The organism is Klebsiella oxytoca NBRC 105695, from assembly GCF_001598695.1.
In the GTDB taxonomy this organism is placed as follows: Bacteria; Pseudomonadota; Gammaproteobacteria; order Enterobacterales; family Enterobacteriaceae; genus Klebsiella; species Klebsiella oxytoca.
This window is the reverse complement of the sequence record NZ_BCZK01000008.1, coordinates 13,851-40,016: the sequence shown is the minus strand read 5'-3', so window position 1 is coordinate 40,016 and position 26,166 is coordinate 13,851. Positions and strand designations below refer to the sequence as shown.

Sequence of the window (26,166 nt, the reverse complement as noted above, 5' to 3'; positions counted from 1 at the left end):
TCTTTAACGAGGATTCAATGTCGCCGCAGGCCCGCTTTCGGGTACCAGCCTGAAGGCGCGATAATAATTTCGGGAATCAATGCCCGCCAATGGGGAGAGATCGTGTCCGCTATAGGTTCCTGGATAAAACATCAACAGAGGGGTAAAACCCATCACGTCCTGCAAGGCGCTCATCAGCTCATGGCCACGAACCAGCGGCCAGGCATTACCCATGCCTGTCAGGATGACAAATTCTTGATTCTGAAGATCGACTTTTTTTGCTATGTAATCCGCGATCTTTTTCTGATTCAACAAGCCAACGAGTTGTTTTTTCAGCGCTTCGGTACCAACTTTCACTTCCTGCTGACAGACGCGCTCAAATAGCCCACGTTCGGTGAGCATGTCGATAATGATCTGAAAGATGTTGAGGTGCGCGAACTTGTGGTCCTTTTCCAGATTACGGAAAAGATACTTCAGGTGTTCACGTACCTGCAGCTCATTCTGAGCAGGATAATCAAAAATCCAGAACCCAATCTCATTACCTGAGCCGTTGTTTTTGAGAAAGCGCTCTTCGCTAATGCGGCTCTGAACCTGTGACAGGCGGTATTCAAGCACGGGATCGATCACCGTTGCCCCTCCAGAATAGAAACCAATTCCTGTTGCCCGAGGCGCTGCAAGGTCGCCTGAGTTTCTGGTAAAAGAAAGACTGACTGGAGATTACGTCGGCGTGGCGTATCCAGATAACCCGCTTCAGCCAGTGCTTTAACCAGGTTGTTACCCATTTTTTTGATGGATGAATCTGAGTAACTAGTGAGTACGGGCTGCTGACGAAGATGGCTGGTCACGAACTCATCCCAGCTATCCATAGGGAGCTTTTCTTTAAATTGTCGGCGCAGATCGTTTACCACTTCAGCCAGGAAGTCTTTAACAACCGGTGAATGGAGTACCAGAGCGACAAATAGCAATTGCTGACGCTCGCGCTCGCTCCCTTCCGCAATAAGTGACCACGCGGCTTTATCAAGCGTATTCAGGCGTACTTTTATCGTTGTGGCATAGCGCTTTGCAGTATTGGCAGAGGAAGCTTGGAGAATGTTATGACCCACGATCTGCTCTTGCCAGGTCTGTTCATCGGGAGCGGTAAGCATGAGCTCAGCGATGATTCGACTTTCCCTGCTCATCAGCGGCCCGCCTAGCAGGTCTCCAATCCATGCCTTGTCGTTTTTCATCGTCATATCTACCCTCTGAAGACTGCTATGCAGCTCGCAAAAAAACAAACGATGATTGTAATGGGGGAAGGGGCCGGATGCCATGAGAAAAGGCAATTTGTGAGAGGGTAAGGTTCGAAAGAAGAGGACTTATATCTTAATGTCATAGTTGTTTTTGTTAATAGGCTCTGAATCGGCACGTCTAATTTAGACACTTCTGAGACGTTGATAATATGGCTTTTTATATTCAGCTGGTGGCATCTGATCACTCGAACAATGCCGGTGCTAAATGTTATAAAACATTTCAAATATCACTGCGGGCCTCCTCCCACGTTCGGTAGAGCGTTTTCTTTATCCCAGCACGATTCATTAGCCGACAGACCCGATTAATCCCGCCTGTTACCCAATATCTCGCAGGTCGAGATGGAGCTTGCGATAGCCAAAAGCGCAACCGGACATCAGCCAGAACTGTTTAATTTGTCCTGTTAGCCTCAGATCTGCCTGATACTGAGGGGAATACGGCTGCTGAAGCTACTCGGATGAACATCCTGCAGCCGACAGAGCAGACTAACAGGCCAGCAACAGATGTTGTCACGGATAAAGGCGTACCTCAGTCGGATATCCGCGTGTGCCATTGCGAAGCCGTATCGCCTTTAGCCAGTGCAGGTAACGTGAACGCGCACTGTTGTTGTTTACAATGTCCCCACAACACCGTACGCATCTCATCACACCTCGCATCCAGTGGTCAGTCCGATACCCGCCTCGTCAGTCTGTTCGTCTACCCACAGGGCTTATCCGGGGGGGGACAGCAGTAATTTCTCTGCCAGCTGGTCTCTTCAATACTGTAAATCCCCGAGTGGCATCGGCCGCAGTGCTTCCGCCCCTGATAATGACTGCCACACCATACGCAGTACCAGGATGGCACCGTTACAGGTGCATCCAGTCCGCCGATGATACTGCGTAATTTTTGGCATCGGGCTTCGGCTTTAACTTCAGGGTCGAGATGGGCACATTGCATCAGAACGTTTGTCGTCACTGTTCGCTGGTCATGTTCAAACCAAGGGGCCTCACCAGATGAACCCGCATGAAGTATCAACTGACAGCCGCAGGAAGTACAGGTCCATATCCTACCCGGTGACTGCATAGCGTCTTTAGCAGTGACAACGTGCCCGTCACGATTATTGCCAAGGTAACATTTCAGCATGCGCATGCTGCTACCTCCACTGGGATGTTATGTCTTGTACTGCATTTACCGGTATGGCAGGCCAGACAGTACCGTATACCGTTGTGTGCGAGGAAGAGTTTGGCAAACATCTTAAGACTCCTGAGGGCAGGCACAAGTCGTCCCGAAAAGGGGAAGCCTGCGCCTTGCGGTTGGATGGATTAAAAGGGGTTAAAAGGGGATCGCGATGTGGTTATCACACTACGGAATGCTGACGTAATAAAACTGTCAGACTCAGAAATCGATTTCTCGCTGTGGCCCGGTGAATTGACGATCAGGTACTTTGTTACACCCATAGAGTAAGAGCGTATTTTTCTGCTCAATCCTGGTCGTATGCTCAGGAACATCGCGCATGCTGGTCGATACCGGATCGCTGTTACGGACAGGTATTCGATTCTCATAGTGGCCGGGTGGCACGAATGTAATCCTCCGTCAGCGTCTTCAGACCCCGGTATGCCCGTTGTTTTATCGTAAGCCATTGCCTCAGCATTTCAGGTAGCGGCAGATGCAGCGCATACCATTCCCTCATATCCTTTCCTGTTGCAAGCTCACACCAGCACAGTAGGGTCAGCGTCTGTCGCATACCGGGCTGTACATGAAGCCGGAATAACATTTGTAACTGATCTGCCAATCGGCTCTTCCCCAGCCGGTAACACTCGCTGAGCAGCACGCCGGGTAGAAGGGTATAGTCTGTGTTTTTAGTTAGGCCGGGGTCGACAGTACAGGATTCCAGTCGAGCGGTACGAGTGATCGGTAGCAGGCGCTGTGGAATGACGATTTCTATTACGCTTCCGTCCAATGTTGGGCTGGTGGTTATCGCCAGTCGGTGCCATTGCGTTATGTGCTGCTGGCATAAACCGTGGGACAGACTGATGCGGGTAAAATCTTCCAGCCAGGTCTGATAATGGTTGAGTAAAATTGAATAGATCATTTCTGATATTCCTTGATAAGTGAATTGAGTGCAGCCGTAAGCCTCCGTTAGGAACGGATTAGGTATGACGGTTATGAATTGTGTTTACGACGGGAGAAGGACTTAGCGCTGTGAGCGTGATGCATCGATACGGGCCTGCAGCCAAGCTTCTACTTCACTCTGTCGCCAGCGGGAGCTGCGACCAAACTTGGTGGGAGCCGGGAAAGCACCGTCTTTGATGAGTTTGTAGAACCATTTATCAGTTAACCCGGTGAGGCTGGTAATGAAAGCCATATTGACGAACCGATCTTCGAGCAGGGAAGGTTTAGTGGTCATTGTTGGATTCTCCGGTAGCTAAATGAGTACCGGAATCGGGTGATGAATCACTGTAGCCCTTTCCGGCATAACAACCGGAATTGACGTAAAAAAGTGCGTCGTTTTATCGAAGCACTCGCGGTCTGCCCAGTCCACTCGCTGATGGAACCTCGCTGGCCCCGTAGTAAGTCTGCCCGTGTTTTGATTTCTCCTTGGCGAGATAGCTGATGATGTAGCGCAGGTTGTCGATGGCTGCAGCATCATCGTAATTGACGGGGCGGGTGATATCGGCTTCGTAGCATTTCTTACGATCACAGCGATTGTGGTACCCCTCACCCTGTGTAATCTTCTGCCAAGCAGTCCCCGCCTGTTCAGCTACCGGAAAGGTGGCCTGGTTATGGTGACCATCAAGATACATCACGATATGGGCATGGCATTTGTGTCGGGAAGTACACTCCAGCACCCAGAAGTGACCCACGATGTTGCTCTCTAACATCAGATGTTCTGTTAACTGGCGTACCTCCCTTTCTGTCTCGTACCATCCGTGATGGTTATACCGCCACGTGTCATTCTGATAGAACAAATCGAGTCTGAGGGGCTGAAGGCGGGAGTAACGTTCCAGTAGCTGATCAAGATGGTGGTTCAGTAACGACAGCAGGAACCAGTTCATCGTGTATTTGCGGTTCCAGGGCCAGGGAAAGTCCATGATTTTATCCTCTGTAGTGTGTGTACAAAGGAAGAAGGTGATATGTAATTTTTATGCAGGAAAGTCACAGTATTTCTGTTTACTGAGCAGTACTGTGGGGACAGGAGATATACAGATGGGTTAAGCGGATCACAGCGGGAGGGGATATGAAGAGGAAGTTCTTAAAACATGAAGACATTAATTATACTAAAAACCCAAATGTTCGTTCCTGGTATCCAGACTGTTCTGGCCGCAACATATTCAGCATTTTTACGTGAGAGCATGTTACTATGAATTGATAACTAAAGAGAAATAGAAATAGAATAAACTTGTTGATAATAAAGGTGTTTAAGGTTAATTGTTATGCACTTTTTCTAAAATGCTTAATAGGTGATTGGCATGTCAGAACGAATCACTTTCAATGTAACCAATTCTGAGACTCTGCGTGTTGTGGATGAATACAGCAAAAAACAGAAGATCTCACGATCGCAGGTTATTTCCACATTGCTGGATGCCACCGTTCCGGTACTAAAAGATATTAATCGCTATTATCAGCTTGCGGACGAGCTTAAGGCCCGGCTACTGTCTGGTGTCTACCAGCAGGATTTGCCTCGCCGAAGAAATGTTGTAGCTGCTGAAAAGTATTGTATGGAGATCTGGGAGAGTAAGCTTCAGGTTGGAAAAGGGTATGACTTTGACAGCGTCAATGGCAAGGTGCATGTTCGCGAACATAAGCGACACCTCCGTCGAGATAATGCAGTTGGGAGGGTCGAAAATCGACATATCAAAGAGTTCTGTCAGTCGCTCCTGGAAAGGTCAGAACAGGATGCCCGCTATGCTTGTTTTATCTATACCGAAAGGATTATTTTTACTGATGTAGAAACCTCTGAACACTCTTCATCGCCAGTAAAACTGGCGGCAGGTGACGCTGTAATTTTGCTGACAAAAGATGTGGTTTTTAACGAGTTTTTCTTTGATATTGGTAAGGCGCTTTTTATCAATGTGGTTGATCTTATGTCATACGGTACAAGTGGTATTCCGGAGACGACAAGAGACCCACGTGTTCACTGCTGGGTGCCAATCCTGGTTAGTGGGAAAAATGCCGTGATAGTGCCTGTGTATCTGATTGACCCAGCTATGGCACCGACGTTAAGAAAACCAGACAACATCACAGTGGTCTACCAGGGCAAAAAGTAACGTTGATTCTTGTTCCTGCCATGCCACGCGTTTTCATTTATCCCGTGGCAACCTTATCCTCATTTTGGGTTATTTACCAAGTGCGGATGAAAGTCAGCAAAGTCACAAAGAATATATTATGCGGCACTGTCGACGCTCTGTCTGACATGAACCGGGGTTCCAGGGCATAAGTCTTGATATCTGATACGCACCAGCGCATAAAGGCAGTTGGTGCGATCTAAATAACTGCTCGGAATAGTAGATCACTCAGGAGGAACTCAGTCCGGTTTATGCGATCTGATCAATCGCTGAATATCCCAAATCACCAACCGGACTGAGCAATGCCGATCATAGCACCAATTCCCAGAACTGAACGACGCCTGATGCAGAAAACGCTCCATAAAACAAAGGACAAAAACCGCGCCCGGCGACTCACAGCCATGCTGATGCTACATCGTGGTGACACCGTCAGGCATGTTGCCAGAACGCTCTGCTGTGCCCGCTCATCGGTTGGTCGCTGGATTAACTGGTTCACGCTGTCTGGTGCTGAAGGCCTGAAGTCATTACCGTCAGGACGTAGGAGGCGCTGGCCGTTCGAACATATTTGCGCATTGCTGCGTGAGCTTGTTAAGCATTCTCCCGGCGATTTTGGTTATCAGCGTTCCCGCTGGAGTATCGAACTGCTGGCGATAAAAATCCGTGATGTCACCGGTTGTCCGCTACATGCTTCAACTATCCGGCGATGGTTACCTGTTGCCGGACTGGTATGGCGCAGAGCAGCACCAACACTGCGTATCCGGGACCCGAATAAGGAAGATAAAATGGCAGCGATTAATGTGGCGTTAACCAGCTGTAGCGCAGAACACCCTGTGTTTTACGAAGATGAAGTGGATATCCACCTCAATCCCAAAATCGGTGCTGACTGGCAGTTACGCGGGCAGCAAAAGCGCGTTGTCACGCCGGGCCAGAACGAAAAGTACTATCTTGCCGGTGCACTGCACAGTGGTACGGGAAAAGTGAGCTATGTTGGTGGGAATAGTAAATGTTCATCATTATTTATCAGTCTGTTAAACCATCTGAAGGCGACGTACCGGCGGGCAAAAACGATCACACTCATTGTCGATAACTACATCATCCACAAAAGCCGTGAAACGTTGCGCTGGCTGAAAGCAAACCCAAAGTTCAGGGTGATTTATCAGCCGGTTTACTCGCCGTGGGTCAATCATGTCGAACGGTTGTGGCAGGCACTTCATGAGACAATAACCCGAAATCACCAGTGCCGCTCAATGCGGCAACTGTTGAAAAAGGTTCGTCACTTTATGGATACTGTCAGCCCATTCCCCGGTGGAAAACATGGACTGGCTAAAGTGTAGCGGTATTAGGATCAGTTATTTAGATGTGGCGTAAAAAGATAGGTTTTCGTTGTACTCACCATCGTGACCCGGAAGGTCGTGAATTGCTCACCATTAGTAATGGAATGGTGTGAGCTGAAGGGGGCAGCGCATAAATGAGGATGTGTATTAATGGAGTGCAGATTTCAAAGATGTCTGCTTACAGCACATAGTAGACGGGCAGCCTTGAGCGAAAAGCGAACATTTTCCTTTGTTGTGGTCAGCTAAAACTGCATCGAACTCTTAGGCATGATGTCAAACCTCATACCATTGTTGCTACAAATCTTTGTCCTTGTTCATCAAATCTTCCATTGCCAAGAAAATTATTGGATAATCGTCTTTATTGATATTACTGTTTGATTTTTGGTAGCTAATAGCTAAAAACAGAAAGAAATGAGCGATGACAAAAGAGAACTTATATAAATTACTATATGATATTTGGAATAAATCCAATCGTGTTTATTTTTCTGGTATAGGGGTTATTATATGTAATAACCCTGATAGTCTTCCCATCACAAGTCTTCGTAATATAGAGCCCATACAGAATGATTCCACATTGGAGTTATTATCAAAAATTTCCAATAAAAATAGCGAATACCACGATGGCTTTCACATCTTAGATGAAGCAGGAAGTGTTACTTATACCGCACAATATTTCTCACCACCAATCATAGAGAACATCAGTTTTGACAGGTCAAGACTCGTTGGTGGACGTTTTGTTGCTGCCCTTTATGGCTCTTGCATTGACGAGATTAAACTTACAGGGATTGTAAGCGAAGGGGATCGTCTTTCTATATTTGAGGCTGGTAAGGAAGTTTATTATGAGGAGTTGCAATGATAAACCTTCTCCCAATAGGGAAAATAATCTCAATAATCGCCGTTATCTATGCGACTGCCTGCTGTCTGATTTTATGGGGCGTATATGATGAAAACACAACTTTCGTGACAGCTCTATCTGTTGCATCTGGAGGTTCGTTTCTTCTTAACACTATTTTGATATCAATTTTTTTCTTTGGATGGCGAAAGTTATGGCAATGGTTCCCTAAGCTAAATGATCTACTCTTCCCTGATTTGAACGGAACCTGGGATATGGTTATTCATTGGGAATGGGAAGATAAAAAAGGTACATCCCACGCACAAGCAACTATAAGGCAGGATTTTCTTAGAATTGGAATGGATGTCGAAGCTGACGACTCCGATTCTCAGACGTTAGTGGCTAAGCCTAAAAAGGATACCGAAACGGGGCGACCAGCACTCTACTACGTTTTTTTAACAACCCCCAAGCATAAGGCAGGTTTTGTTGCACAAGATTCTTACAGAGGCACAGCTATTCTCAAGCTAAACCTTAATGGTAAAGAAGTGCTAAATGGGAACTACTTCACAAGCCGTAAAACAGTAGGTCATTACGAGCTGACACGCATTGACTAATCGCTAGCCAGCGGTTGATGGCCCCTTAGTGGGGGCCAATATCCTTAGAAACTTATCGTAGATAATGCCCAAAACCTAAACACAGTATTTATATAAACTGATTGACTAGTCATCGAAATCCTTTACTTACAGACTTTAAGAAAGGTAAATGTACAAGAGCAGAAAATGCGAATTGATTTGCTCTGGCCGGGACCACACTAGCTCAGCTGGTAAATAGTAACAGCTATATCAAACATTAATCTGGCACGAATATTTAAAATACTGGTGTCCTTGGTTCGATTCTCGATTCCGGCACCACTATTCTGTTTTTCTTTTTAATATCACTTGCCGGCTACAGGTTAAAGTTCCCAGCAACGTCCGTTCTTGGCACACAGCAGTCATCACTTGCATCCTTGCTGATCCTCTTAAGCTGCCCCGGCAGACCGGCTCTTTTGACTTAATGCACTATTCTTTAAGCTCTGCCATACAGTAAGAGCATAGGTTTCGTGCTTAGAGGCTGTAAAGTCGAAAATCAGAGTGCGTTAATACATAAGCTGTTACTAAACGTATTGAAAAGCCTGCCGAGGCAGCAAAGCTACTGTTCCAGCAGGTCATTAAAACGGAGTTATGACAGTTCGCTGCATTTGAGGTGTAACAGATTTATGCAGGCAGGCTTACACGCGTATAGAGTGGAGTTTTATTTCTTACAATGAGTTTCCCATTCCTTGATGGCGAATGTGTCCATCATGCCTGAAATGTAATCAACCACAGCCCGCGCTTTTTTAGTTTCGAGCTGAGACGGATCTGTACCAGATAACGAAGACTTAAGCTCAGGTGACAGAAACTTATAGTTGTCACCGGCATTATAAAACTCATATAAATCACTGATGATCTTATTTCCTTTAAACTCGTAAGTCAGTATGTTCCTTTTACGCATAATGACTTTGAAGAGCAGTTTTTTAAGGCCTTCAGCAAGTTTCTGTAACGTTTTGTACCCCAGCTCTTCGTAACAATTGTCACTTTCAACAACGCCAATATCCATGACCAGACGGTTAACGATGTTGGACGTCAGCTCTTTACGAAAAATTATGGCAAATTCCTCTGACGACTTCAGTAATTTTGCCTCAGATGCAGTTTTCTTAGACGTGCTGACAATCTCACTGAAGTGTTCTAAAGCCACGTTGTAGTCTGGTGACTTAAGAAATTCATATTCAATATCTTCGATAGTCACCATGTTTCTGCTCAATGCATCTTCCAGGTCATGCGCTGCATATGCAATTTCATCGGCCAGATCCATGATCTGCGCATCAATGGTTTTTTCACCTGCCTTCATATCTAGTTGCTTATCTTCCAGCAACCGCTGATAGAAGGCATAGTCATCATCATAAATGAATTTATTTGAAGTGGATTTCGTATTTGGATATTTGATGACAGACAGTAAGCTGCGGTAGGTGAGATCTAAGCCTGCACAGCCGGCATATTTTTTCTCGAGTTTTCTCAAGATACGAAGCGCCTGGGCGTTTCCTTCATATCCGCCGATTTTAGCGGATAAACTGTTAAGCATTTTTTCGCCTGAGTGCCCGAATGGAGGGTTCCCAATATCATGGGCTAGGGCTGCCAGCTCAACAACCACGGGATATTGCAGTTCAAGATCCGATGCAATACTGCGTGCAATCTGAGCGACCTCAAGGCTGTGGGTTAAGCGGTTTCGGTTAAATTTTTCAGGATCAACTTCAAAAAGTTGCATTTTCCCCTGAAGCCGTCGGAATGAGGATGAGTAAAGAATTCGTGCATAGTCTCGCTGGTAATCATCTCTGCTTCGGACTTCAGTGCTGGCATCAGTATGCTCACGGCTGTGTCCCAGCGCCTCAATCAGTTTTTGCTCTTGCTTCTTCGCAAAATCTTTTGTTTCTTCATTGTACATATTACATCCTTGCTGTGTTTGATAAATCTTAACAAAAAACTTTCCCTTTCTATTTGAAAAGGGGGGAAGCATAATGAATGTTATTACATAATACTTTATAATTTTTTCAAGTTGTTTTGTACTCTTTTGGATACAGCCCACAAAAAAACCAGCATTTAGCCCTGAGGATAAGTTTTTTATCGCCATGTTTTGTGTATATGATTGCCTGACACTTCGGTTTAGAACTGGACTTGAGAAATTTCCTAATGTTCTGGTGACCTTCCTCAATAATGAATTTACGTTGAATTAACGATTTCCGCTCCTGTCACGGAGCCGTCGGTCTGTTAAGAGCGAAAAGCGGAAACGGCGTACTGAGATCGCCCGGATTTACGCCCCATTCTTTTGGTGAACTTCTTGTGTACCTTAAGGTTGATGTTGAGGCCTTACCTACTGGTTATCATCTGCACGTAACTTTTCAAGCAGTTTGTTATCGCTATCAAATAACATCTAAGGCTTCAGTACCAATAAATAGATATTGACTAAACTAAATGTTTTTATTACGATTCGAAAATTGATAAGAATAAATATTCATTGGGTGATGAATTTGGAAAGCAAAAAAAATTGTGCTTATTGTAAAAGCACAATAAACTTAACTAAAGAACATATATTCCCTTCAGCGATAATTAAAAGTTTTGATATTTAACTTTTAGCGATGACTGATAAAAGTGACTACCATTTTAAAGGCGATCCAGTTATTGGGGATGTATGTGCCGAGTGTAATAATGGAATACTGTCTCAACTAGATGCATATTTCGTAACTTGTTTTAAAAACCAGATGCTCACCCCTTTAAAACCAGGAGATGAAATAACATTTGAATATGATTATGATTATGATTTATTATTACGTGAACTTCTAAAGATATCATATAATTCAGCAAGAGCATCAAATGGCGGTTATGATGCCAGAACCACTTTAGAAAAACACATACCATTCATAATTACTGGTAATAAAAAAGTAGATGGTGTAATCCTTTCTCTTCTAATAGTAACTTCTGCAAACAGGATTGATGTGGAAACTGGTAAACCTGAAGAGCCTTTAGAACCATATCTATTAAGAAGCACATCAATTGGTGGTTTAAACCTTAACCCTAATAATTATATTGTTAGGATGGTTGCATTTAATAGTTTTTGGTTCTTTCTGTTAATTCCGAAGAGGTCAGTTACATCCAAAATGAAAAAAAGAATTCTGGGATGAATTTAAAAGTAAAACCCATCTGCATGGAGTTTTATTAAAAAAATGCAATACATCAATAAAGATCACAAAAGATAAAACAACATATTTGCATCCTCATTTAACAGAAATGATGTGGCGAAAAATAAAGTAGAACAAGCTTTCCAGTTGATACTCTCAAAAATAATTAATAGGGATCAGGCTAAATTATACAGTGGAACAAAATCACTAAGAAGAAACTTAATGGTATTAATGTTCGATGTATTCCTTACTGTAACCTGAATCCTATTAATTGATTCATTCTGTCGCTCGGTATGTCCGCTCCTAGCACTCAGAGGGCGTTCAGTCCCCTCCGACTACTGCCGGAAAGGCCGTCAGTGCTGACGGCAAATACTTCTCAGTTGTGGCTTACTCATCAATGCATCATCCATAACAGACTACTTGACGTTTTTATAGGGAGTAAATTCTCCCGGGCGAGCTTGTGATCCTTTATTTTTAAGCTTTAGTTTTTGGCATAACCGAGCATAAATATCAGGAGGGAAACCTCCCTCAAATGACCATTCATCACCACGTTTCTTCATCTGAAGAACACCAGATATATTTTTATATTTTGCACCAAGGTTATTTTTGACAATATATTCAGAAACCTCCGAGCTATGTGTAAATCCCTGCACTGATAATTCTGTCACCAGCTCATTAAACTCCTTTTCATTTACTGATTCAATATTTTTCACTGAAATAACTGTTTGCGGATTACGTATAAATGCCATAATGGTCTCCATATATTTTACGTCTCAACGTCATAAGAACGAGCTAATTTTACAGTGAAAAGCTTCCGGAATCAGAATTAACTCTTTCCCATTTTGTACCATCGGCAAAGAGAGGGCCAGCTCCTCGTTGATTAGTTCATTATGATGTCAGCTATGTCAGCTTCTGGCACGAAGCGGACTAGGTAACTGAGCTGAAGGTCCGCTAAGAGCGATATGCGGACATTACTAACAGCATTCTGTGTGAAACAACGGGGAGCAGGTCACAGCTTCCCAACCCGTTATTTCAGCGTTCCGAACTGTTTGTTCTTGAGTACATATAGTCGGTCTAACTCAGCATAGGGCTCTCCCGTTTCAGCGGCGTGCCGGGTTTTAGCGTCCAGAAGGTCGGGCAAAGGGATCCCATGACTCAGTGAGTGGTAAAGATCATAACCACTGACACAGATAACCCGCTTCCCTTTACCAAAAGCCGTCAGACCTTCAGGCGTAAACCCCATCCAACTGATAAAAACGCCGCGTGTCCAGGTTGCCTTGGTAGTGAGCTTTCCTTCAAATACATGGAGATCGGCAGCCGACGTTCTTTTCTGATGCCACTTTGCCTCCATCAGGTAAAACTCATCATTCAGTCGGAAACTTCCATCAATTTGTTCGCCTGTATTTCGGAAAGACGAACGGGGAGCGAGCTTAAAGATACAGAACAGTTCAGCAAGCCAGGCTTCAAACCGAAAACCACGTGGATGTGGCGGCAGAGATTTCATCTCGTTCATTTCAGCGATAAGTGAAGGCCAGTCAACACAATGCCATGCCTGGACAGGCTTTTCGCCTTTGGCTTCATCGGTGTCAGCATTTTCTAAGCGGGAAATCAGTGCAATATAGTCATTACGGCTTTGTTCAGCCTGTTCAGGCATGGATTCTGTTTTATACTGCCAGAGAGCGCCAAGAACTCGCAGAGCGGTCTCACGATCAGCCTGTTTCAGCAAGCATCTAACTCGTTTGGCCTTTGACGTCCCCTCTTCCTGATAACGTTCATCATCAATATCAATGTTTAGTTCTTCATCAAAAAAAGCAGACAAGGTGCGGTTAGAGAAATCCAGTATCCAGCCAGGATCGCTCTCAAACACGAGATTAAACAGCCTCAAATCCTGCATTTTCAGTTTCACACCTACCTCCTTTTTTTCACAGTATAACGGTATGAAAGTGGAGGAGGAAATGAGTCAGCATCTGTACACCAGCATTAGCGTGTTCCGCTTTTGGCACTGTGCGGACTTCGTTCAGCCCTAGACCTAACAAAGTCCTTTACGTGTTAATCAAAATTCCAATTAATTTCAGACAGATATTATCTCAGTGAATCCCCGCCTTCCTGACTGGAACGCGGGGTTTTTAATTCTTCACGCTGAGACTACTGTATGAATAAATCTGACGGCCTTCAAGCCCTTGAACAACCGCTCGCGTCGCTTCCGCACACGCTTCGCCAGCTTATTCTTGAACGTATCCAGAACCTGACCCATTACGAGCCGGTGATTGGCATCATGGGCAAAAGTGGTGCTGGTAAATCCTCTCTCTGCAACGAACTTTTCCGGGGCGAGGTGTCCCCGGTGAGTGACGTGAACGCCTGTACTCGCGACGTACTGCGCTTCCGATTGCGCAGCGGTCGTCACAGTCTGGTGATTGTCGATTTACCGGGGGTAGGTGAAAACGAGCGGTGGGATCAAGAATACCGTGCCCTGTACCGTCGAATCCTGCCGGAGTTGGACCTGGTGCTATGGGTCATTAAGGCCGATGATCGGGCACTAACCGTGGACGAACAGTTCTGGCACGGTGTGATGCAACCTTACAGACAAAAGGTACTGTTTGTGATTAACCAGGCCGACAAAATCGAACCCTGCCATGAATGGGATACCCTCACCAGCAAACCTTCACCGCACCAACAGGGAAATCTTAAAGCGAAGCAGGCTGCGATTATGGCGATGTTTAAACCGCATCATCCGGTCTGTGTGGTGTCCGCCAGCACTGGATGGGGCATTGAGGAGATGGTGGCAGCCATGATGCGCTGTCTGCCTGACCGCGCCACCAGCCCGGTGGTGACACAACTGCACGGGAGACTCTGCACAGAGCCGGTAAAGTCGCAGGCCCGTGACAGTTTCGGTGACGCTGTGAGCCGGGTTTTCGATACCGCAGAATCATCTTCGTTCCTGTTTGCACCACTGAAAACGGTGATTCGTAGCGTGCGTGATGCGGTGGTGTCGGTCGCACGGGCCGTCTGGGACTGGATATTCTTCTGATATCGCGATTTTCTCTGCGAATGATGAACTGGTTGTTAATGATTTGTTGATTGTGGACACGTCCTTTCCACTGTGTTTTATCATCAATTAAATCATGCGAAGCATCATTATCTGTCAGACGAGCGCCCACAAGGCTGGACTGCTCATAAAAAATAGTTCCGATGTTGTCCATACCCTGTCCACTCCTTCCTTTAAAGTAAACAGTATTAATTCAGAGAGTTAACTTCTCAGGAGAAATCTTTCATGACGCTTCAGGAGCGGCGACATGACCGGCTTGCCGTCAGGTTGTCGTTGATTATCAGCCGCCTGGTTTCCGGTGAAACTCTGTTTATTCGCAAACTGGCAACTGAATTTGGGGTGTCAGAGCGCACGCTGCGTCGTGACTTTCGGGAACGTCTGATGTATCTCGACCTGGATTACTACCAGGGGCAGTGCAGTCTGCGCTCGGATATTCACAGTACGCGGCAGGAAATAGATATTCTGACCTTTGCTCACCGCACAGGGCTGGCCGGGGTTTTCCCGGGCTTTGACCGGCGACTGGTCAGCAGCCTGCTGGACTGTGATGATCGACCCTGTCTGGTATGGCATCAGGACAGACCTCATCCCCCGGCAGGAAAGCTCTCCTTCTACAGGCTGGTCAGAGCTATTTCGGGATGTCAGCGCATCACCGTTCTGACTGAAGGGGAGCGTCATGAGGCCATCGCACCTTACCGGCTAATCGCTCTTGACGGTTACTGGTACCTTGTCGCTGAACATAACAGGCAATTACGTGTCTTCCGGTTGGATGAGATTCATCTGGTAAAGCCATCGCGGGAAACATTTATTCGCAGTGAGTTTCTCCATCAGCTGTCGGAGGATAAGCATTTTATCTCTGCCTTACCTCATTTCCGTTTTATTCAGCAGTCGCTGAATTCATTTTCTCCCTCAGAAAGTTGGGGGCAATCCGGACAAACTGATTAGAGATTGTCTCCATAATTAAATGTAAGGTTAATCTAATGAAAAAATTGAAATTATTGTCTTTACTGCCAGTCATATTGTTCCCCTTACTTATCGCAGGTAATGTTCACGCAGCACGTCCTTATAGCGGGTTCCTGCCTGCAGCAGTGAATAATAAGAGTGGGAATATATTCTGGTGTGATGCCCACCGCCAGGTCAGAAAACTGTGTACAGCGACGGAAGTGGATTCAATGGGATGGTTTATTGTTGTTCGCTCGAAACCTTCCAGAGATTGTCCGGGGGGCCTTTGGGGGTGGATCACTCCCAGTAAAGACGATGTAGCAACAGGGTATACCATTACGCCAGGTAAAGAATTCAATCTCACCATGAAGGATATGTGCAGTCCGGATATGAAAGTAACGTTTCGCCCGAATAAAAAGGACCCTCGTTATGACGACCTCGTCGGGATTTATGCCGGGAAAGAAGCGTTTCGCTATAAACAAATAAAATAATCCAACTCTTTTTTCATTACTTTATTACATGATTTGAGGACAACATTATGCGACTGCCTTACGTAATATTTACATTAGCTATGCTGGCTTCTGTATCAACAGCACAGGCTATTCCCAATATGTGGACGAGTGGTTTTGGGATGGGCGTGACCGAATATATCATTACCAGCCCGGAGAAGGTGGTGTTTAATCTGAACTGTACTGGCAATCCGGATGCGCAGAATATTCTGCAACACGGCGTTAATCTCACCCTGCCTGATGGAACATCAGTAAGTTCTCATGACGACGGGACGGAAATAACAGTCGTCATGGATAACAGTCAGTATCCGTTACCGTCATTCCTCGGCTGGCGAAACGGTGACAATGCCTGGGTGTCATTTATTGACGCCCTGGGGCAGGCCGCGAGCTTTGATCTTTACGTCAGTGACAAAAAAGTAGGCAGCTTCAGTCCGGGACGAATAAATACGCAGAAAGAACTGTCAGACCTCAGTGAGTGCCGGACCACACACTACAGCGATTAATTATTCATATTTCAGAACTATCCAGCCCGCTACGCACCAACACCAGATAGCAACAGGCCATGCTCCTTCGGGAACATGGCCTTTTTTGTTTTTATTTCTTTATCAGATAAGGAGTTACCCATGCGATTAGCCAGCCGCTTTGGCCGTATAAACCAGATACGCCGTGACCGGCCTCTTACCCACGAAGAGCTGATGAGTCATGTGCCCAGCGTGTTCGGGACTGACAAGCATGAATCTTGTTCAGACAGGTACACCTACATCCCGACCATCACCATCCTCGAAAGCCTGCAGCGTGAAGGTTTTGAGCCGTTCTTCGCCTGCCAGACGAAGGTTCGCGACCAGAGCAAGCGGGAGCACACCAAACACATGCTGCGCCTGCGTCGTTCCGGGCAACTGACCGGCCATCAGGTACCGGAAATCATTCTGCTTAACAGCCATGACGGCTCATCAAGCTACCAGATGCTGCCGGGGCTGTTTCGTGGCGTCTGTACCAACGGCCTGGTCTGCGGTCAGTCATTCGGAGAGGTGCGGGTACCGCATAAAGGCAATGTCGTCGAGAAGGTGATTGAAGGGGCTTACGAAGTGCTCGGTGTGTTTGACCGGGTTGAGGAGAAGCGCGATGCAATGCAGTCACTGGCACTGCCAGAACCAGCCCGTCACGCACTGGCAAATGCCGCACTGAAGTATCGCTTTGGTGAGGAACACCAGCCGGTCACGGTATCGCAGTTGCTGACCCCACGTCGCCGGGAGGACTACAGCGATGACCTGTGGACCGTATACCAGCGCGTGCAGGAGAACCTGATGAAAGGTGGATTGTCAGGGCGAACCGCTCAGGGGAAAAGCAGCCGCACCCGTGCTGTTACCGGTATTGATGGCGATGTGAAGCTCAATCGCGCCCTGTGGGTAATGGCCGAAAACATGCTCGATTTTTTCGGGCGTTAAACAACAGTTCCGGCATAAGGAGATAGTTTAATGAATACACAAAACCTTCAGTTCGCTGAGCAGGCAGCAATTACTGCCTCAGTCGTCCCTGACGAGTTACGAATTGGTTTCTGGCCGCAGCACTTTGGCTCCATCCCACAATGGATAACCCTTGAACCTCGCATTTTCGCCTTTATGGATCGGCTGTGTGCCGATTACCAAGGTGGTATCTGGCGCTTTTCGACACTCAGCAACGGCGGCGCTTTTATGGCTCCCGAGTCAGATCACGATGAGAAGTGGACATTGTTCAACAGCATGAACGGCAATGGCGCACAGCTTACCAGTGAAGCTGCAGGGATGGTTGCCTGTCTGATGGCATACAGCCACCACGCTTGTTGCACCGAGTGTGACGCGATGACTGAGCACTATTATTACTTACGTGACTACGCGCTAAACCATCCGGAATGCAGCGCCATTATGCATCTTATCGACTGAGGAATACCGAACATGAATATCGCATTATCCCCGGTATCATCACAGCCTGAACTTTTTCCGCTGACGGTTATGGCTCAACATGATTACCTGCTTACCGCGACATCCGGATTAACACCCTATGCCCAACGGACCATCCGACGTGCTACCAATCTGCTAGATAAATATCTGCGCCAGCCTGGAATAGCCTTTACCTCAAGTACTGCTGCCCGTGACTGGCTTCGGTTACAGCTGGCAGGACAAGAACGGGAAGTGTTTATGGTGCTCTATCTCGATAACCAGCATCGTTTACTGGAGGGTGAAACGCTATTTGCCGGTTCGATTAACCATGTCCAGGTTCATCCCCGTGAGGTAGTGAAGTCAGCGCTTCGCTCCAATGCCGCAGCTGTCGTCCTCGCACACAACCATCCCTCCGGCGATCCGGAGCCCAGCCAATGCGATCGCAACATTACGGGCAGGCTTAAAGAAGCGCTGGCACTGGTTGATGTGAACACGCTTGATCATCTGGTTATCGGATCAGATGGCATTGTGTCGTTTGCTGAGCGAGGCTGGATATGAGGGCACTTCAATGAAATCTACTGACTCAGAGAACGATTCATTTCTAAAATGGGGACTGAATCGTAATGTGACACCTTGCTTTGGCGCTCGTCTGGTACAGGAGGGAAACCGGCTGCACTATCTGGCTGACCGGGCCAGTATCACTGGTAAGTTCAGCGAAGCAGAATGTTTTAAGCTGGATGTGGCATTCCCGCATTTTATCAGCCAGATGGAATCGATGCTGACTACTGGTGAAATGAATCCTCGCCATGCCCACTGTGTCACCCTGTACCACAATGGTTTCACCTGCGAAGCCGATACCCTTGGCAGTTGCGGCTACGTATACATCGCCGTTTACTCCACCCATCGTTAACTACTTTCACAAGAGCAAATATGAAAACTCTACCTGCAACAAATCCGCAGGCGGCGACGCTATGTCTGCCACCCGTGGCAGGCTGGCAAATGCTGCTTGCACGCCTGCTGGAACAACATTATGGCCTAACACTCAACGACACACCATTCAGTGATGAAAAGGTAATTCAGGAACATATCGATGCCGGTATATCTTTGGCCGATGCCGCTAATTTTCTGGTGGAAAAGTACGGGCTGGTTCGTATTGATCGCAGGGGATTCGACTGGCAAGAACAGTCCCCATATCTGCGGGCAGTCGATATTCTGCGGGCGCGACAGGCAACTGGTTTATTGAAAAGAAATCGTATTAGCGCGGCACGGTGAACATTGGGAACAGCCTTCCTGATTCACACTGCAGCTTTCCTTACTTATTTACTCATTCCAAAAAGCACCTGCCGATGCTGGTTGGTGCTTTTACTTATATGGACGAAATATCATGCAAATTGAAGCTGTATTTTTAACTGGGCACATTATCGCAAGCACAATCCGGGAATGCTGGGCCGTCGTTGTTGATGGTTTTGACGCATGCGGCGAACAAGCTTATGATCCAGCTTAATTTCTTTTCCTCATGAAGGGACGGTTATGGGCAACAGAATGTGGATGATCCGTGGTGACGGCGGCAAGCTCTATGACGATTTTCGCGATAAGCAAATTGTAGGCATCGGTTGGTCTCAGCTAGCTCCATTAGTCAAACCCGGCCTGTCCCGAGCCCAGTTACTCGCTTTATACCAAGAGGCGGATCCCTTAACAAAGCTGGGAACTGCGCGTTCTGGTGCATCGCAGGTCTGGCGTTTTGTGAATGAGATCCAAAAGGGTGATTGGGTTATTACCTATTCGCCAGCCAACCGTACTTATTTGCTAGGCAAAGTCACTTCAGACTTCCAATATCATCCTGAATGGGTGGATGAGGGGATGGGAATCGCTCGGCAGGTTAAATGGAATACTCAAGAAATCGACCGCGATAGACTGTCTGTTGCTACCAAAAACACATTGGGTTCTACGCTGACAGTTTTCCAGCTTCCAGAATATGCGCTAGAAGAGCTTTTACAGGATAAGAAACCCACTGCAGATGTAATTACTCAGAATCCAATTGTGATAGATGAAGATGAGGTCGTTTCTGATCCGCTGCGCGATATGGAAATGCTGGCGTTTGAGGGTATCAAAGACCGCATCAACTCTCTTGATTGGGATGAGATGCAAAATCTGGTTGCCGGAGTTTTACGCAGTATGGGCTATAAAACGCAGGTTTCACCTGCAGGAGCCGATCGGGGTAAAGATATCATTGCTTCACCTGATGGATTCGGTTTTGAAAATCCGCGTATTATCGTTGAGGTAAAGCATCGCAGGGAACAGATGGGAAGCCAACAGATACGCAGCTTTATCGGTGGTCGCCATAAAGATGACCGCGGGCTTTATGTCAGTACCGGTGGTTTTACAAAAGATGCTCGATATGAAGCTGATCGTTCGACGATACCTCTGACGCTCTGGACGCTAGACGATCTCGTCCGTGCGCTTATTGAGAACTACGAGCAAGTCGATATCGAGACCAAACTTTTAGTGCCTCTGAAGAAAACTTTCCTTCCTGCTTGAATCTTGCTTTGATAGCCATATCGGTGTTCTACTGGTATGGCTTTATACCCACTCGCGATGTCTATTTTTTATACGGATTTTAACTTGTGGGTACAAGTGCGGGTATAAATAATTATTCCTGCTTATAAACTACATTTATATCAGTCTATTGGGTGTGAAATTCGAGTCCGGCCTTCGCACCAAATCCCCCAATCAGACCACTAAAATACTTTTTTGTATCTGCATTTCATCATTTGAAAAGCTCCTGTTGAGGCATCTGTTCTTCTGGCCCCGATGCGGCTAGCACAGCACTCTCCCCACTATCCACCCGCGCTTCATCCTCACACCACCTTTCAAACAGCCTGGCGAATCTGGCGCTTTGCCAGGTTTCTCCAACCTGGCTCAAGATAAAGCCAGTGACCACAATAGCGGAAATAAAGTAAAACAGTGAAAATGCGATAGCTGAATTTACGCCCCCGCTGGCCAGTAACGATTGTATTGTCGTCCACCAGGCGCAAGCGAAAATAACTATTGAAAATAGCCAGAAACCCCCGCTAACGAGGTGAAAAGTTTTAATTTTTTTAGCATCTACAGAAAAATGATTTTCTTCACAACGATATAAGGATGGGTTTTTAAGGAAACTTATTAATCGTACATCATATGAGCCGATATTTTTATCAGCGATAAACGCGATCAACTGATGGGCGTGCCAGACAGGGAGGGTAATCCCGATCTGCTCATACAAAAACTTTATTTGTACGGTCTGATGCGTCCTCGAGAGTTTGGTGTCGGGTATGTCAGCGTTCGCTATCTCAGCGATTTTATTCAGCACCTCTATTTTGGTTTCAATAGGTACCTTTTCAAAGCGAATTTTTCGCTTCGTTTGCGGGCTGGACATCACTTTTCCCGCCCAGTCGATGATCTTTTTAGCCACATATAAAATCGCGGGTAGCAAAACCAGCTTTGCAATATCTATCTCGTTAATAGCTCCCATCGTTATTCCTTTATAAAATGAATACGCAATGAATTTACAACACTGAATTTATTTTATGTAGCCCTCATTATTATGAGGGCTTCGATATGGCTAATTCCTGGTCTGACTTAATGCCAACCGCCCAATACGGCCCCTGCCCGGAGGCCGTTATACTTAAAGACTGAAGCCAATCTCCACCGATGCCGCACTGCGTTCCCCCTCGCCATGGTAAACCGCTTCGATATTGTTACCATCGGGATCGAGTACAAAGGCCGCGTAGTACCCCGGGTGATAAGTTCGCTCACCGGGGGCGCCGTTATCACTGCCGCCGTGTGCCAGCGCCGCTTGGTAAAAAGCATCCACCGTCTCACGATCCCTGGCCTGGAAAGCCAGGTGATGCCGTCCTGTCGGCTTACCTGTGGAACCGGGGCTATTAATGGATGAAACAACAAGCTCATCAGCCCAAAAATAATCATCGTAGGTATTCACGACAGGGATCTCAAGGACCGCCAGCACGGCTGTATAAAACGCTTTGCTGGCCTCGAAATCATTTACCACAAGCTGGATATGGTCGATAAGCCTGCCGCGATGTAATCGGTAAGTCTCCATGATGGTTTCCTCATTCAGTCGTATTAACAGGTATTTATCCGTTATCTAAAAGGAACGTTGTACGGATTTGATGGATGAGTACAGGTCCGGAGTGGCGATATAGAGCATGGCATTAAAATCCTGTCTGTCACCGCAATCCTGCCCCCTCAACCCCGTCCCCCAATCACCCCGATAAACTCTCTGACCTGCTTCTGCTTCCTGGCCGACAGCTTCTCCACACTACGCATCGCGGCTTCCAGCTCCGGTTCCGGCTCAACCGCCGTCAGCACAATACAGCCCTCCATCACCCGCACCTCCACCCGGGTGCCGGTCGAAAACCCTGCCGCCGCCAGCCACTCGCCCTTCATGATCAGCGCCGGAACAAGACGACGATCTGGCAAACGTCTCACATAACTCACCGTCAACTGACGCTTATTTTTCGGCGACACTTCTGGATCAAACGAATCTACAATACAATCAGCATTAGTCATGGTTGCTATTCCTGGTAAATAGTAATTGTGATCAGCGGTGCGGGTGTGCGCCAACACATTCGCACCGCGCTAAATAACACCTGTAAACCTAACCAGTAATAAAAATAAAGTCCAGACTTTAATCGGACATAATAAACGCCTTTAACCGCAAATTAAGAATTAACAGAATGCATGATGCTATTAATTAGCGCCTGTGGAAAATGACTTTCCTGATATTGCTGAAATAACCGTAAAGCAGATTCAAAAAATAAAAGCGAGATAATGCACGCAACAGGATGCCCGTGCCCAATTACGGGCACCCCATCTCTTTTGCCAGCGTACCCTTCCGGGACTTCAGGCGGCGAGCGATACCTGCCGGCAGGGCGGACCAGAACGAGAGCGCCGGATGAGTCCGCCGCTCAATCTCCTCCACCGTCACTTGATAATCACAAAAACTGGCGCTTTTGGGCGTCGCCTGATCCAGCAAAAACGCCGCGTATTCGCCCTTATCCGGACTGGAGCCGATAAAAATAATCTTCCAGTAGCCGCTGGGAAGCTCCACCTCGGGCGCGGCGGGCAGGGTGGCGATATGCCGTTCGAACAGCGGCCCGGTAACGGACCACACCGCCGCCACGTCGCTGCGCTCGGCGAGGGCGCGCTCCTTATCCTCCAGCCGCGCCCACGCCCCCTGATTCAGGGCGGAGGCCTGCGGGGTGATATTGGAAAGATAGTTTAACGCCTGCCAGTCTGCGCTGGCGCCCAGCCCGGCGAGCGGCGCCTGATGCCCGCGATCGACCGCCAATGCTGCGCTGGCCCCTTTGTATGCCGCGGGGGCGAGAGTATCCGCAGCGGGTAAATCCGGATCGCGCTTCCAGCTGCGCGAACGCCCGCTGGCCAGGCTGGCTTTGGTGATTTTATACGCCACCCAATTGGCGAATTTGCGGTGGCTGTTGTTGTTGAGCGTATAGGCTTCGCGAACCAGCGTCTGGTCGCTTCCACCGGTCGGGCAGCCCACTTCACAATTATCTACGTGGGATAACCCGGCAACGCACGCGGCGGCAAAAAATAACGACGGCAATACGCTGAATATTCTGAATAGCTTCATGTTGTTGATGACGTCACAGAGAAGATGAATCGATGCATAAAAGAACCCCCTGAATAATCAGAGCGGAATTCACCTATGAATCGCAAAGATGAAGTGAGAGCGTAAAAAGAGTTAGCCGGTCGCAGCCGCGCGGAATATCACAAGATGATTTAACATCACGGCGGATGTTATTTTGTGATCTCAGAAATGATGTTGAATGAGGTAATCAGACTCGCTGCCCGCTATTTTCAGCCGGGCTGAACGGGCGGGAATATGTCCAGCGAAGCGTAAAGCGGTGCGGCATCCATGTCGTTGTCTGAAAAAATGTCGCGGCAGGGGAAAACGCTTCTCTCTGCGAGGAGGATTACTCAGACTACGCGGATGACCGATTAAGGAGATAAGTTATGAAAAAGGAACGCAGGAGAGGCGTGCTGGCACTGGCCATACTTAGTCTCCCTGCGCTGGCGGAAACAGGCGTTTCATTCAGCCACAAAGACTGGGAAGTGGTGTGTGATACACGCTGACCTGCCGGGCGGCGGGATACAGCGCTGAAGAAGGAAGCGGAGGTTCGGTGCTGCTGACCCGCCAGGCCGGAGCGGGCACTGCCGTCTCGGGAGAGCTGATGCTGGCGGAGGTGACCGACGGCGACGTTCTGCCGGGCAAACTGACGCTGTGGATCAACGGCCAGCCGGCAGGCGATGTGAAGCCCGTAAAAGAGAGCTGGCCGCTGTCGGAGAAACAGGCCCGGGCGATCGTTAACGCTATCAAAGGCAGCGGGAAGGTCGAATTTACAGGCGCGGAGGCGCCGTTCGTGCTTTCCGGCGAAGGCGCTTACGCGGTACTGCTGAAAATGGACGATGTTCAGGGGCGAATCGGCACGCCAGGGGCATTGACCAAAAAAGGCGACAGGCCGGAAAATAGCGTCCGGGCAGCGATTCCCGCCCCGGTTATTCACCGGGTCATGCCTGAGAAAGCGCAGGAGAGAGCGTTAACCGCGCCTGAGCTGGCGGTGCTCAAGCCGAAGCTTCTGGCCACGCTAAAGAACGATGATTGGTGCGATCGCCTCCAGCCTGAGGAGGGCGAGAAGCCTGAAACCATTAGCCTGACGCCGCTGGATCACGCCCATTCTCTGATTTCGGCCTTGTGCTGGCGGGCGGCCTATAACGAGGGATATGGCTATTGGGTTGTGGATAGCAAACTTGAGGGCAATCCGACGCTTATCACGGTCTCCGGTTCTGAGTATGGTGACGGCGAGATTTTTATGAGCCAGAAAGGGCGAGGGCTCGGCGATTGCTGGGGGACGGCAAGCTGGCTCTGGGATGGCACAACGTTCCGCAAAAGCCGTGAAGCGACCACCGGGATGTGCCGCTATCTTCGCCTCGGCGGGACATGGGATCTCCCCACCTGGGTGACCGAGGTTAAACCGGTAAAGTGAAATAGCACGGCCAGAATCTCTCCCGGCACACACGTCGACAGAGAGGGCGGAGAAGGATCTTAACGATCGCCAGCGTAGCAGGATCGCGATCGAGAGCGGCAGAGGCGGCAGAAAACTGACGCCTTGTTCAAAATAACAGCGCGGCTAATGTATTGCTAACTCGAATTAGTTTATGATTAAGCCGTTCTGTTCGTTATGGAAAATGAGTTTATGGCCAAAACCGTTGAGCAAGTCGCCAGGGCGCTGGAAATTTCGATTACCACCGTGCGCCTGGTGCTGGGTGGCAAAGCTGAGCAGTATCGCATCAGCGCCAAAACGCAGCAGCGTATTAATGATTACATCGCCGAGAACGGGCTGGTCGTTAACCATATCGCCCGCAGCCTGAAGCTCAATAAAACCGAGACCTTAGGGCTGGTGATCCCGCGTTTATCCAACCTGTTTTTCTCCACCCTGGCGGAAAAGCTCGAAGCCTGCTGCCGTCAGGCGGGGTATCAGCTAATGATTGCCTGCACTTACAGCGACAGCGAGCATGAAAACAGTCTGGTTGAAGGACTGCTGGCGCGCAACGTTGACGGGCTCTTCGTGGTGCCCTCTACCCGGGAAACGCAGCTGCATCACCAGAAGGTAGCGCGCAAGCGGCCGCTGGTGCTGCTCGACCGCGATTTTGGCGAGAGCGACGTGTCGCTGGTGGTGAGCGATAACTACAATGGCAGCAAAAAGCTGGTGCAGGCGATGACCCAGGCGGTGGACGTCTCGCCGATTTTTTTTATCGCCGGGGATACCCAGCAGCCGTCGATCCAGCGTCGTCTGCAGGGCTACCTGAGCGAGCTGCCCGCCGGCAAGGAGTGGATATTGTCCGCCAGCCATAACCGTCAGGAAGAGGGCAAACAGCTGATGCTCGATTTTCTCCGTCAGCACCGCGAGCCGCCGAAGGCGTTTATCGCCTCCTCCCTGCCCATTCTGGAAGGGACGCTGAGCGCGCTGCGGGAAACCTACGGCTTTATTCCGTCGGATATTCCCATCGGCACCTTCGATGAACACCAGATGCTGGGATTTCTGCCGAACGCGGTGTGGTCGATGCGCCAGGATGAGGACGCCTGGGCGCAGCACGCGTTTCATCTGATGCAGCAGAAGCTGCAGGGGGAAAATGCCGATGTGAAGATCACCGTGCCGATGACCCTGATTCATCGTCCGCTGTCGGTGGAGAAGCAGCGGAGCCAGTAAATGACACGGCTTGTGTGAAC

At 48.1% G+C, this 26,166-nt stretch carries 29 protein-coding genes and 2 pseudogenes; 17 read left to right on the top strand and 14 right to left on the bottom strand.

The features are described from left to right. Positions 1 to 3 precede the first annotated feature (3 nt). The 7 genes and pseudogenes from brxB to KO1_RS14985 all read right to left on the bottom strand — a co-directional run bounded on the left by brxB (position 4) and on the right by KO1_RS14985 (position 4,337). Positions 4 to 606 (bottom strand): BREX-1 system protein BrxB, encoded by a 603-nt coding sequence (brxB, locus tag KO1_RS15005; protein WP_014837242.1) that lies wholly within the window; start codon positions 604 to 606, stop codon positions 4 to 6. Further along, on the bottom strand, positions 603 to 1,205 hold the full coding sequence (gene brxA / locus KO1_RS15000) for a BREX-1 system protein BrxA (RefSeq protein ID WP_126468339.1): 603 nt from the start codon (positions 1,203 to 1,205) through the stop codon (positions 603 to 605). Before brxA ends, brxB begins: the two co-directional genes overlap by 4 nt. A gap of 328 nt (positions 1,206 to 1,533) precedes the next feature. Further along, positions 1,534 to 1,802 (bottom strand): annotated as a pseudogene (locus KO1_RS28995) (IS3 family transposase); the annotation flags it as partial. A gap of 160 nt (positions 1,803 to 1,962) precedes the next feature. Further along, positions 1,963 to 2,388, bottom strand: a complete 426-nt coding sequence (locus KO1_RS27310; protein ID WP_227545601.1) for a putative zinc ribbon protein — start codon at positions 2,386 to 2,388, stop codon at positions 1,963 to 1,965. Positions 2,389 to 2,803: 415 nt separating this feature from the next. After that, positions 2,804 to 3,337 carry a hypothetical protein gene (locus KO1_RS14995; protein WP_064406988.1) on the bottom strand — a complete coding sequence of 178 codons (534 nt, stop codon included), beginning with the start codon at positions 3,335 to 3,337 and terminating at the stop codon, positions 2,804 to 2,806. A 102-nt stretch (positions 3,338 to 3,439) separates the two neighbouring features. Further along, the gene (locus KO1_RS14990) at positions 3,440 to 3,652 is read right to left on the bottom strand and encodes a helix-turn-helix transcriptional regulator (RefSeq protein ID WP_064406987.1); all 213 of its coding nucleotides are present in this window, start codon (positions 3,650 to 3,652) and stop codon (positions 3,440 to 3,442) included. A gap of 103 nt (positions 3,653 to 3,755) precedes the next feature. Further along, a complete protein-coding gene (locus tag KO1_RS14985; RefSeq protein WP_064406986.1) occupies positions 3,756 to 4,337 on the bottom strand; it encodes a YagK/YfjJ domain-containing protein in 582 nt (193 codons plus the stop codon). Positions 4,338 to 4,715: 378 nt separating this feature from the next. On the opposite strand from KO1_RS14985, the gene KO1_RS14980 reads away from it, so the two are divergent. The 4 genes from KO1_RS14980 (at position 4,716) to KO1_RS14965 (ending at position 8,311) form a co-directional block, all read left to right on the top strand. Next, positions 4,716 to 5,513: a YagM family protein gene (locus KO1_RS14980; protein WP_064406985.1), complete on the top strand. Its 798-nt coding sequence runs from the start codon at positions 4,716 to 4,718 to the stop codon at positions 5,511 to 5,513. Between the two features lie 320 nt (positions 5,514 to 5,833). Next, a complete protein-coding gene (locus KO1_RS14975; RefSeq protein WP_064406984.1) occupies positions 5,834 to 6,865 on the top strand; it encodes an IS630 family transposase in 1,032 nt (343 codons plus the stop codon). Positions 6,866 to 7,283: 418 nt separating this feature from the next. Then, on the top strand, positions 7,284 to 7,721 hold the full coding sequence (locus KO1_RS14970; RefSeq protein ID WP_064406983.1) for a diadenylate cyclase: 438 nt from the start codon (positions 7,284 to 7,286) through the stop codon (positions 7,719 to 7,721). Further along, on the top strand, positions 7,718 to 8,311 hold the full coding sequence (locus KO1_RS14965) for a Cap15 family cyclic dinucleotide receptor domain-containing protein (RefSeq protein ID WP_064406982.1): 594 nt from the start codon (positions 7,718 to 7,720) through the stop codon (positions 8,309 to 8,311). The genes KO1_RS14970 and KO1_RS14965 overlap by 4 nt, the downstream gene beginning before the upstream one ends. Before the next feature lie 676 nt (positions 8,312 to 8,987). Here the strand turns inward: KO1_RS14965 and KO1_RS14960 are convergent. Continuing rightward, positions 8,988 to 10,214: a deoxyguanosinetriphosphate triphosphohydrolase family protein gene (locus KO1_RS14960; RefSeq protein ID WP_064406981.1), complete on the bottom strand. Its 1,227-nt coding sequence runs from the start codon at positions 10,212 to 10,214 to the stop codon at positions 8,988 to 8,990. 691 nt (positions 10,215 to 10,905) lie between these two features. On the opposite strand from KO1_RS14960, the gene KO1_RS27305 reads away from it, so the two are divergent. Beyond that, entirely contained in the window at positions 10,906 to 11,448 is a 543-nt protein-coding gene (locus tag KO1_RS27305) for a hypothetical protein (RefSeq protein ID WP_224227103.1), read from the top strand. A gap of 413 nt (positions 11,449 to 11,861) precedes the next feature. On the opposite strand, the gene KO1_RS14955 is transcribed toward KO1_RS27305, so the two are convergent. Both KO1_RS14955 and KO1_RS14950 read right to left on the bottom strand, forming a co-directional pair. Continuing rightward, on the bottom strand, positions 11,862 to 12,194 hold the full coding sequence (locus KO1_RS14955; protein WP_064406980.1) for a hypothetical protein: 333 nt from the start codon (positions 12,192 to 12,194) through the stop codon (positions 11,862 to 11,864). Between the two features lie 278 nt (positions 12,195 to 12,472). Further along, positions 12,473 to 13,351, bottom strand: a complete 879-nt coding sequence (locus KO1_RS14950; protein WP_064406979.1) for a restriction endonuclease — start codon at positions 13,349 to 13,351, stop codon at positions 12,473 to 12,475. A 246-nt stretch (positions 13,352 to 13,597) separates the two neighbouring features. Here KO1_RS14950 and KO1_RS14945 point away from each other — a divergent pair, with 246 nt between their 5' ends. From KO1_RS14945 to KO1_RS14900, 10 genes are all read left to right on the top strand, one after another. Further along, the gene (locus KO1_RS14945; protein WP_064406978.1) at positions 13,598 to 14,473 is read left to right on the top strand and encodes a GTPase family protein; all 876 of its coding nucleotides are present in this window, start codon (positions 13,598 to 13,600) and stop codon (positions 14,471 to 14,473) included. Positions 14,474 to 14,716: 243 nt separating this feature from the next. Then, positions 14,717 to 15,433 (top strand): helix-turn-helix transcriptional regulator, encoded by a 717-nt coding sequence (locus KO1_RS14940; protein ID WP_064406977.1) that lies wholly within the window; start codon positions 14,717 to 14,719, stop codon positions 15,431 to 15,433. A 35-nt stretch (positions 15,434 to 15,468) separates the two neighbouring features. After that, positions 15,469 to 15,921, top strand: coding sequence for a hypothetical protein (locus tag KO1_RS14935; RefSeq protein WP_064406976.1), 453 nt, complete (start codon positions 15,469 to 15,471; stop codon positions 15,919 to 15,921). Positions 15,922 to 15,968: 47 nt separating this feature from the next. After that, positions 15,969 to 16,442, top strand: coding sequence for a YfjT/YkfB family phage-associated protein (locus KO1_RS14930; protein WP_064406975.1), 474 nt, complete (start codon positions 15,969 to 15,971; stop codon positions 16,440 to 16,442). Positions 16,443 to 16,562: 120 nt separating this feature from the next. Then, positions 16,563 to 17,384, top strand: coding sequence for a DUF932 domain-containing protein (locus tag KO1_RS14925; protein ID WP_064406974.1), 822 nt, complete (start codon positions 16,563 to 16,565; stop codon positions 17,382 to 17,384). A 30-nt stretch (positions 17,385 to 17,414) separates the two neighbouring features. Further along, positions 17,415 to 17,858: an antirestriction protein gene (locus tag KO1_RS14920; RefSeq protein ID WP_064406973.1), complete on the top strand. Its 444-nt coding sequence runs from the start codon at positions 17,415 to 17,417 to the stop codon at positions 17,856 to 17,858. Between the two features lie 12 nt (positions 17,859 to 17,870). Then, positions 17,871 to 18,413, top strand: a complete 543-nt coding sequence (gene radC, locus KO1_RS14915) for a RadC family protein (RefSeq protein ID WP_064406972.1) — start codon at positions 17,871 to 17,873, stop codon at positions 18,411 to 18,413. Positions 18,414 to 18,423: 10 nt separating this feature from the next. Continuing rightward, positions 18,424 to 18,765, top strand: coding sequence for a type IV toxin-antitoxin system YeeU family antitoxin (locus KO1_RS27300; protein WP_073971812.1), 342 nt, complete (start codon positions 18,424 to 18,426; stop codon positions 18,763 to 18,765). Between the two features lie 20 nt (positions 18,766 to 18,785). Then, complete coding sequence (locus tag KO1_RS14905; protein WP_064406970.1) at positions 18,786 to 19,127, top strand: TA system toxin CbtA family protein; 342 nt, start codon at positions 18,786 to 18,788, stop codon at positions 19,125 to 19,127. Positions 19,128 to 19,403: 276 nt separating this feature from the next. After that, complete coding sequence (locus tag KO1_RS14900; RefSeq protein WP_502305738.1) at positions 19,404 to 20,393, top strand: restriction endonuclease; 990 nt, start codon at positions 19,404 to 19,406, stop codon at positions 20,391 to 20,393. A gap of 229 nt (positions 20,394 to 20,622) precedes the next feature. On the opposite strand, the gene KO1_RS14895 is transcribed toward KO1_RS14900, so the two are convergent. The 4 genes from KO1_RS14895 to KO1_RS14880 form a co-directional block, all read right to left on the bottom strand. After that, on the bottom strand, positions 20,623 to 21,366 hold the full coding sequence (locus KO1_RS14895) for a hypothetical protein (protein WP_049102101.1): 744 nt from the start codon (positions 21,364 to 21,366) through the stop codon (positions 20,623 to 20,625). Between the two features lie 153 nt (positions 21,367 to 21,519). Then, the gene (locus KO1_RS14890) at positions 21,520 to 21,954 is read right to left on the bottom strand and encodes a VOC family protein (protein WP_032728836.1); all 435 of its coding nucleotides are present in this window, start codon (positions 21,952 to 21,954) and stop codon (positions 21,520 to 21,522) included. Between the two features lie 146 nt (positions 21,955 to 22,100). After that, positions 22,101 to 22,424, bottom strand: coding sequence for an endoribonuclease SymE (gene symE, locus KO1_RS14885; protein WP_049102104.1), 324 nt, complete (start codon positions 22,422 to 22,424; stop codon positions 22,101 to 22,103). A 289-nt stretch (positions 22,425 to 22,713) separates the two neighbouring features. Further along, positions 22,714 to 23,508: a DNA/RNA non-specific endonuclease gene (locus KO1_RS14880; RefSeq protein WP_053064564.1), complete on the bottom strand. Its 795-nt coding sequence runs from the start codon at positions 23,506 to 23,508 to the stop codon at positions 22,714 to 22,716. Between the two features lie 383 nt (positions 23,509 to 23,891). Here KO1_RS14880 and KO1_RS14875 point away from each other — a divergent pair. Beyond that, a pseudogene (locus tag KO1_RS14875) lies at positions 23,892 to 24,922 on the top strand (DUF1176 domain-containing protein). A 210-nt stretch (positions 24,923 to 25,132) separates the two neighbouring features. Further along, positions 25,133 to 26,146 carry a LacI family DNA-binding transcriptional regulator gene (locus tag KO1_RS14870; protein ID WP_004117622.1) on the top strand — a complete coding sequence of 338 codons (1,014 nt, stop codon included), beginning with the start codon at positions 25,133 to 25,135 and terminating at the stop codon, positions 26,144 to 26,146. The last annotated feature ends 20 nt before the right edge of the window (positions 26,147 to 26,166 follow it).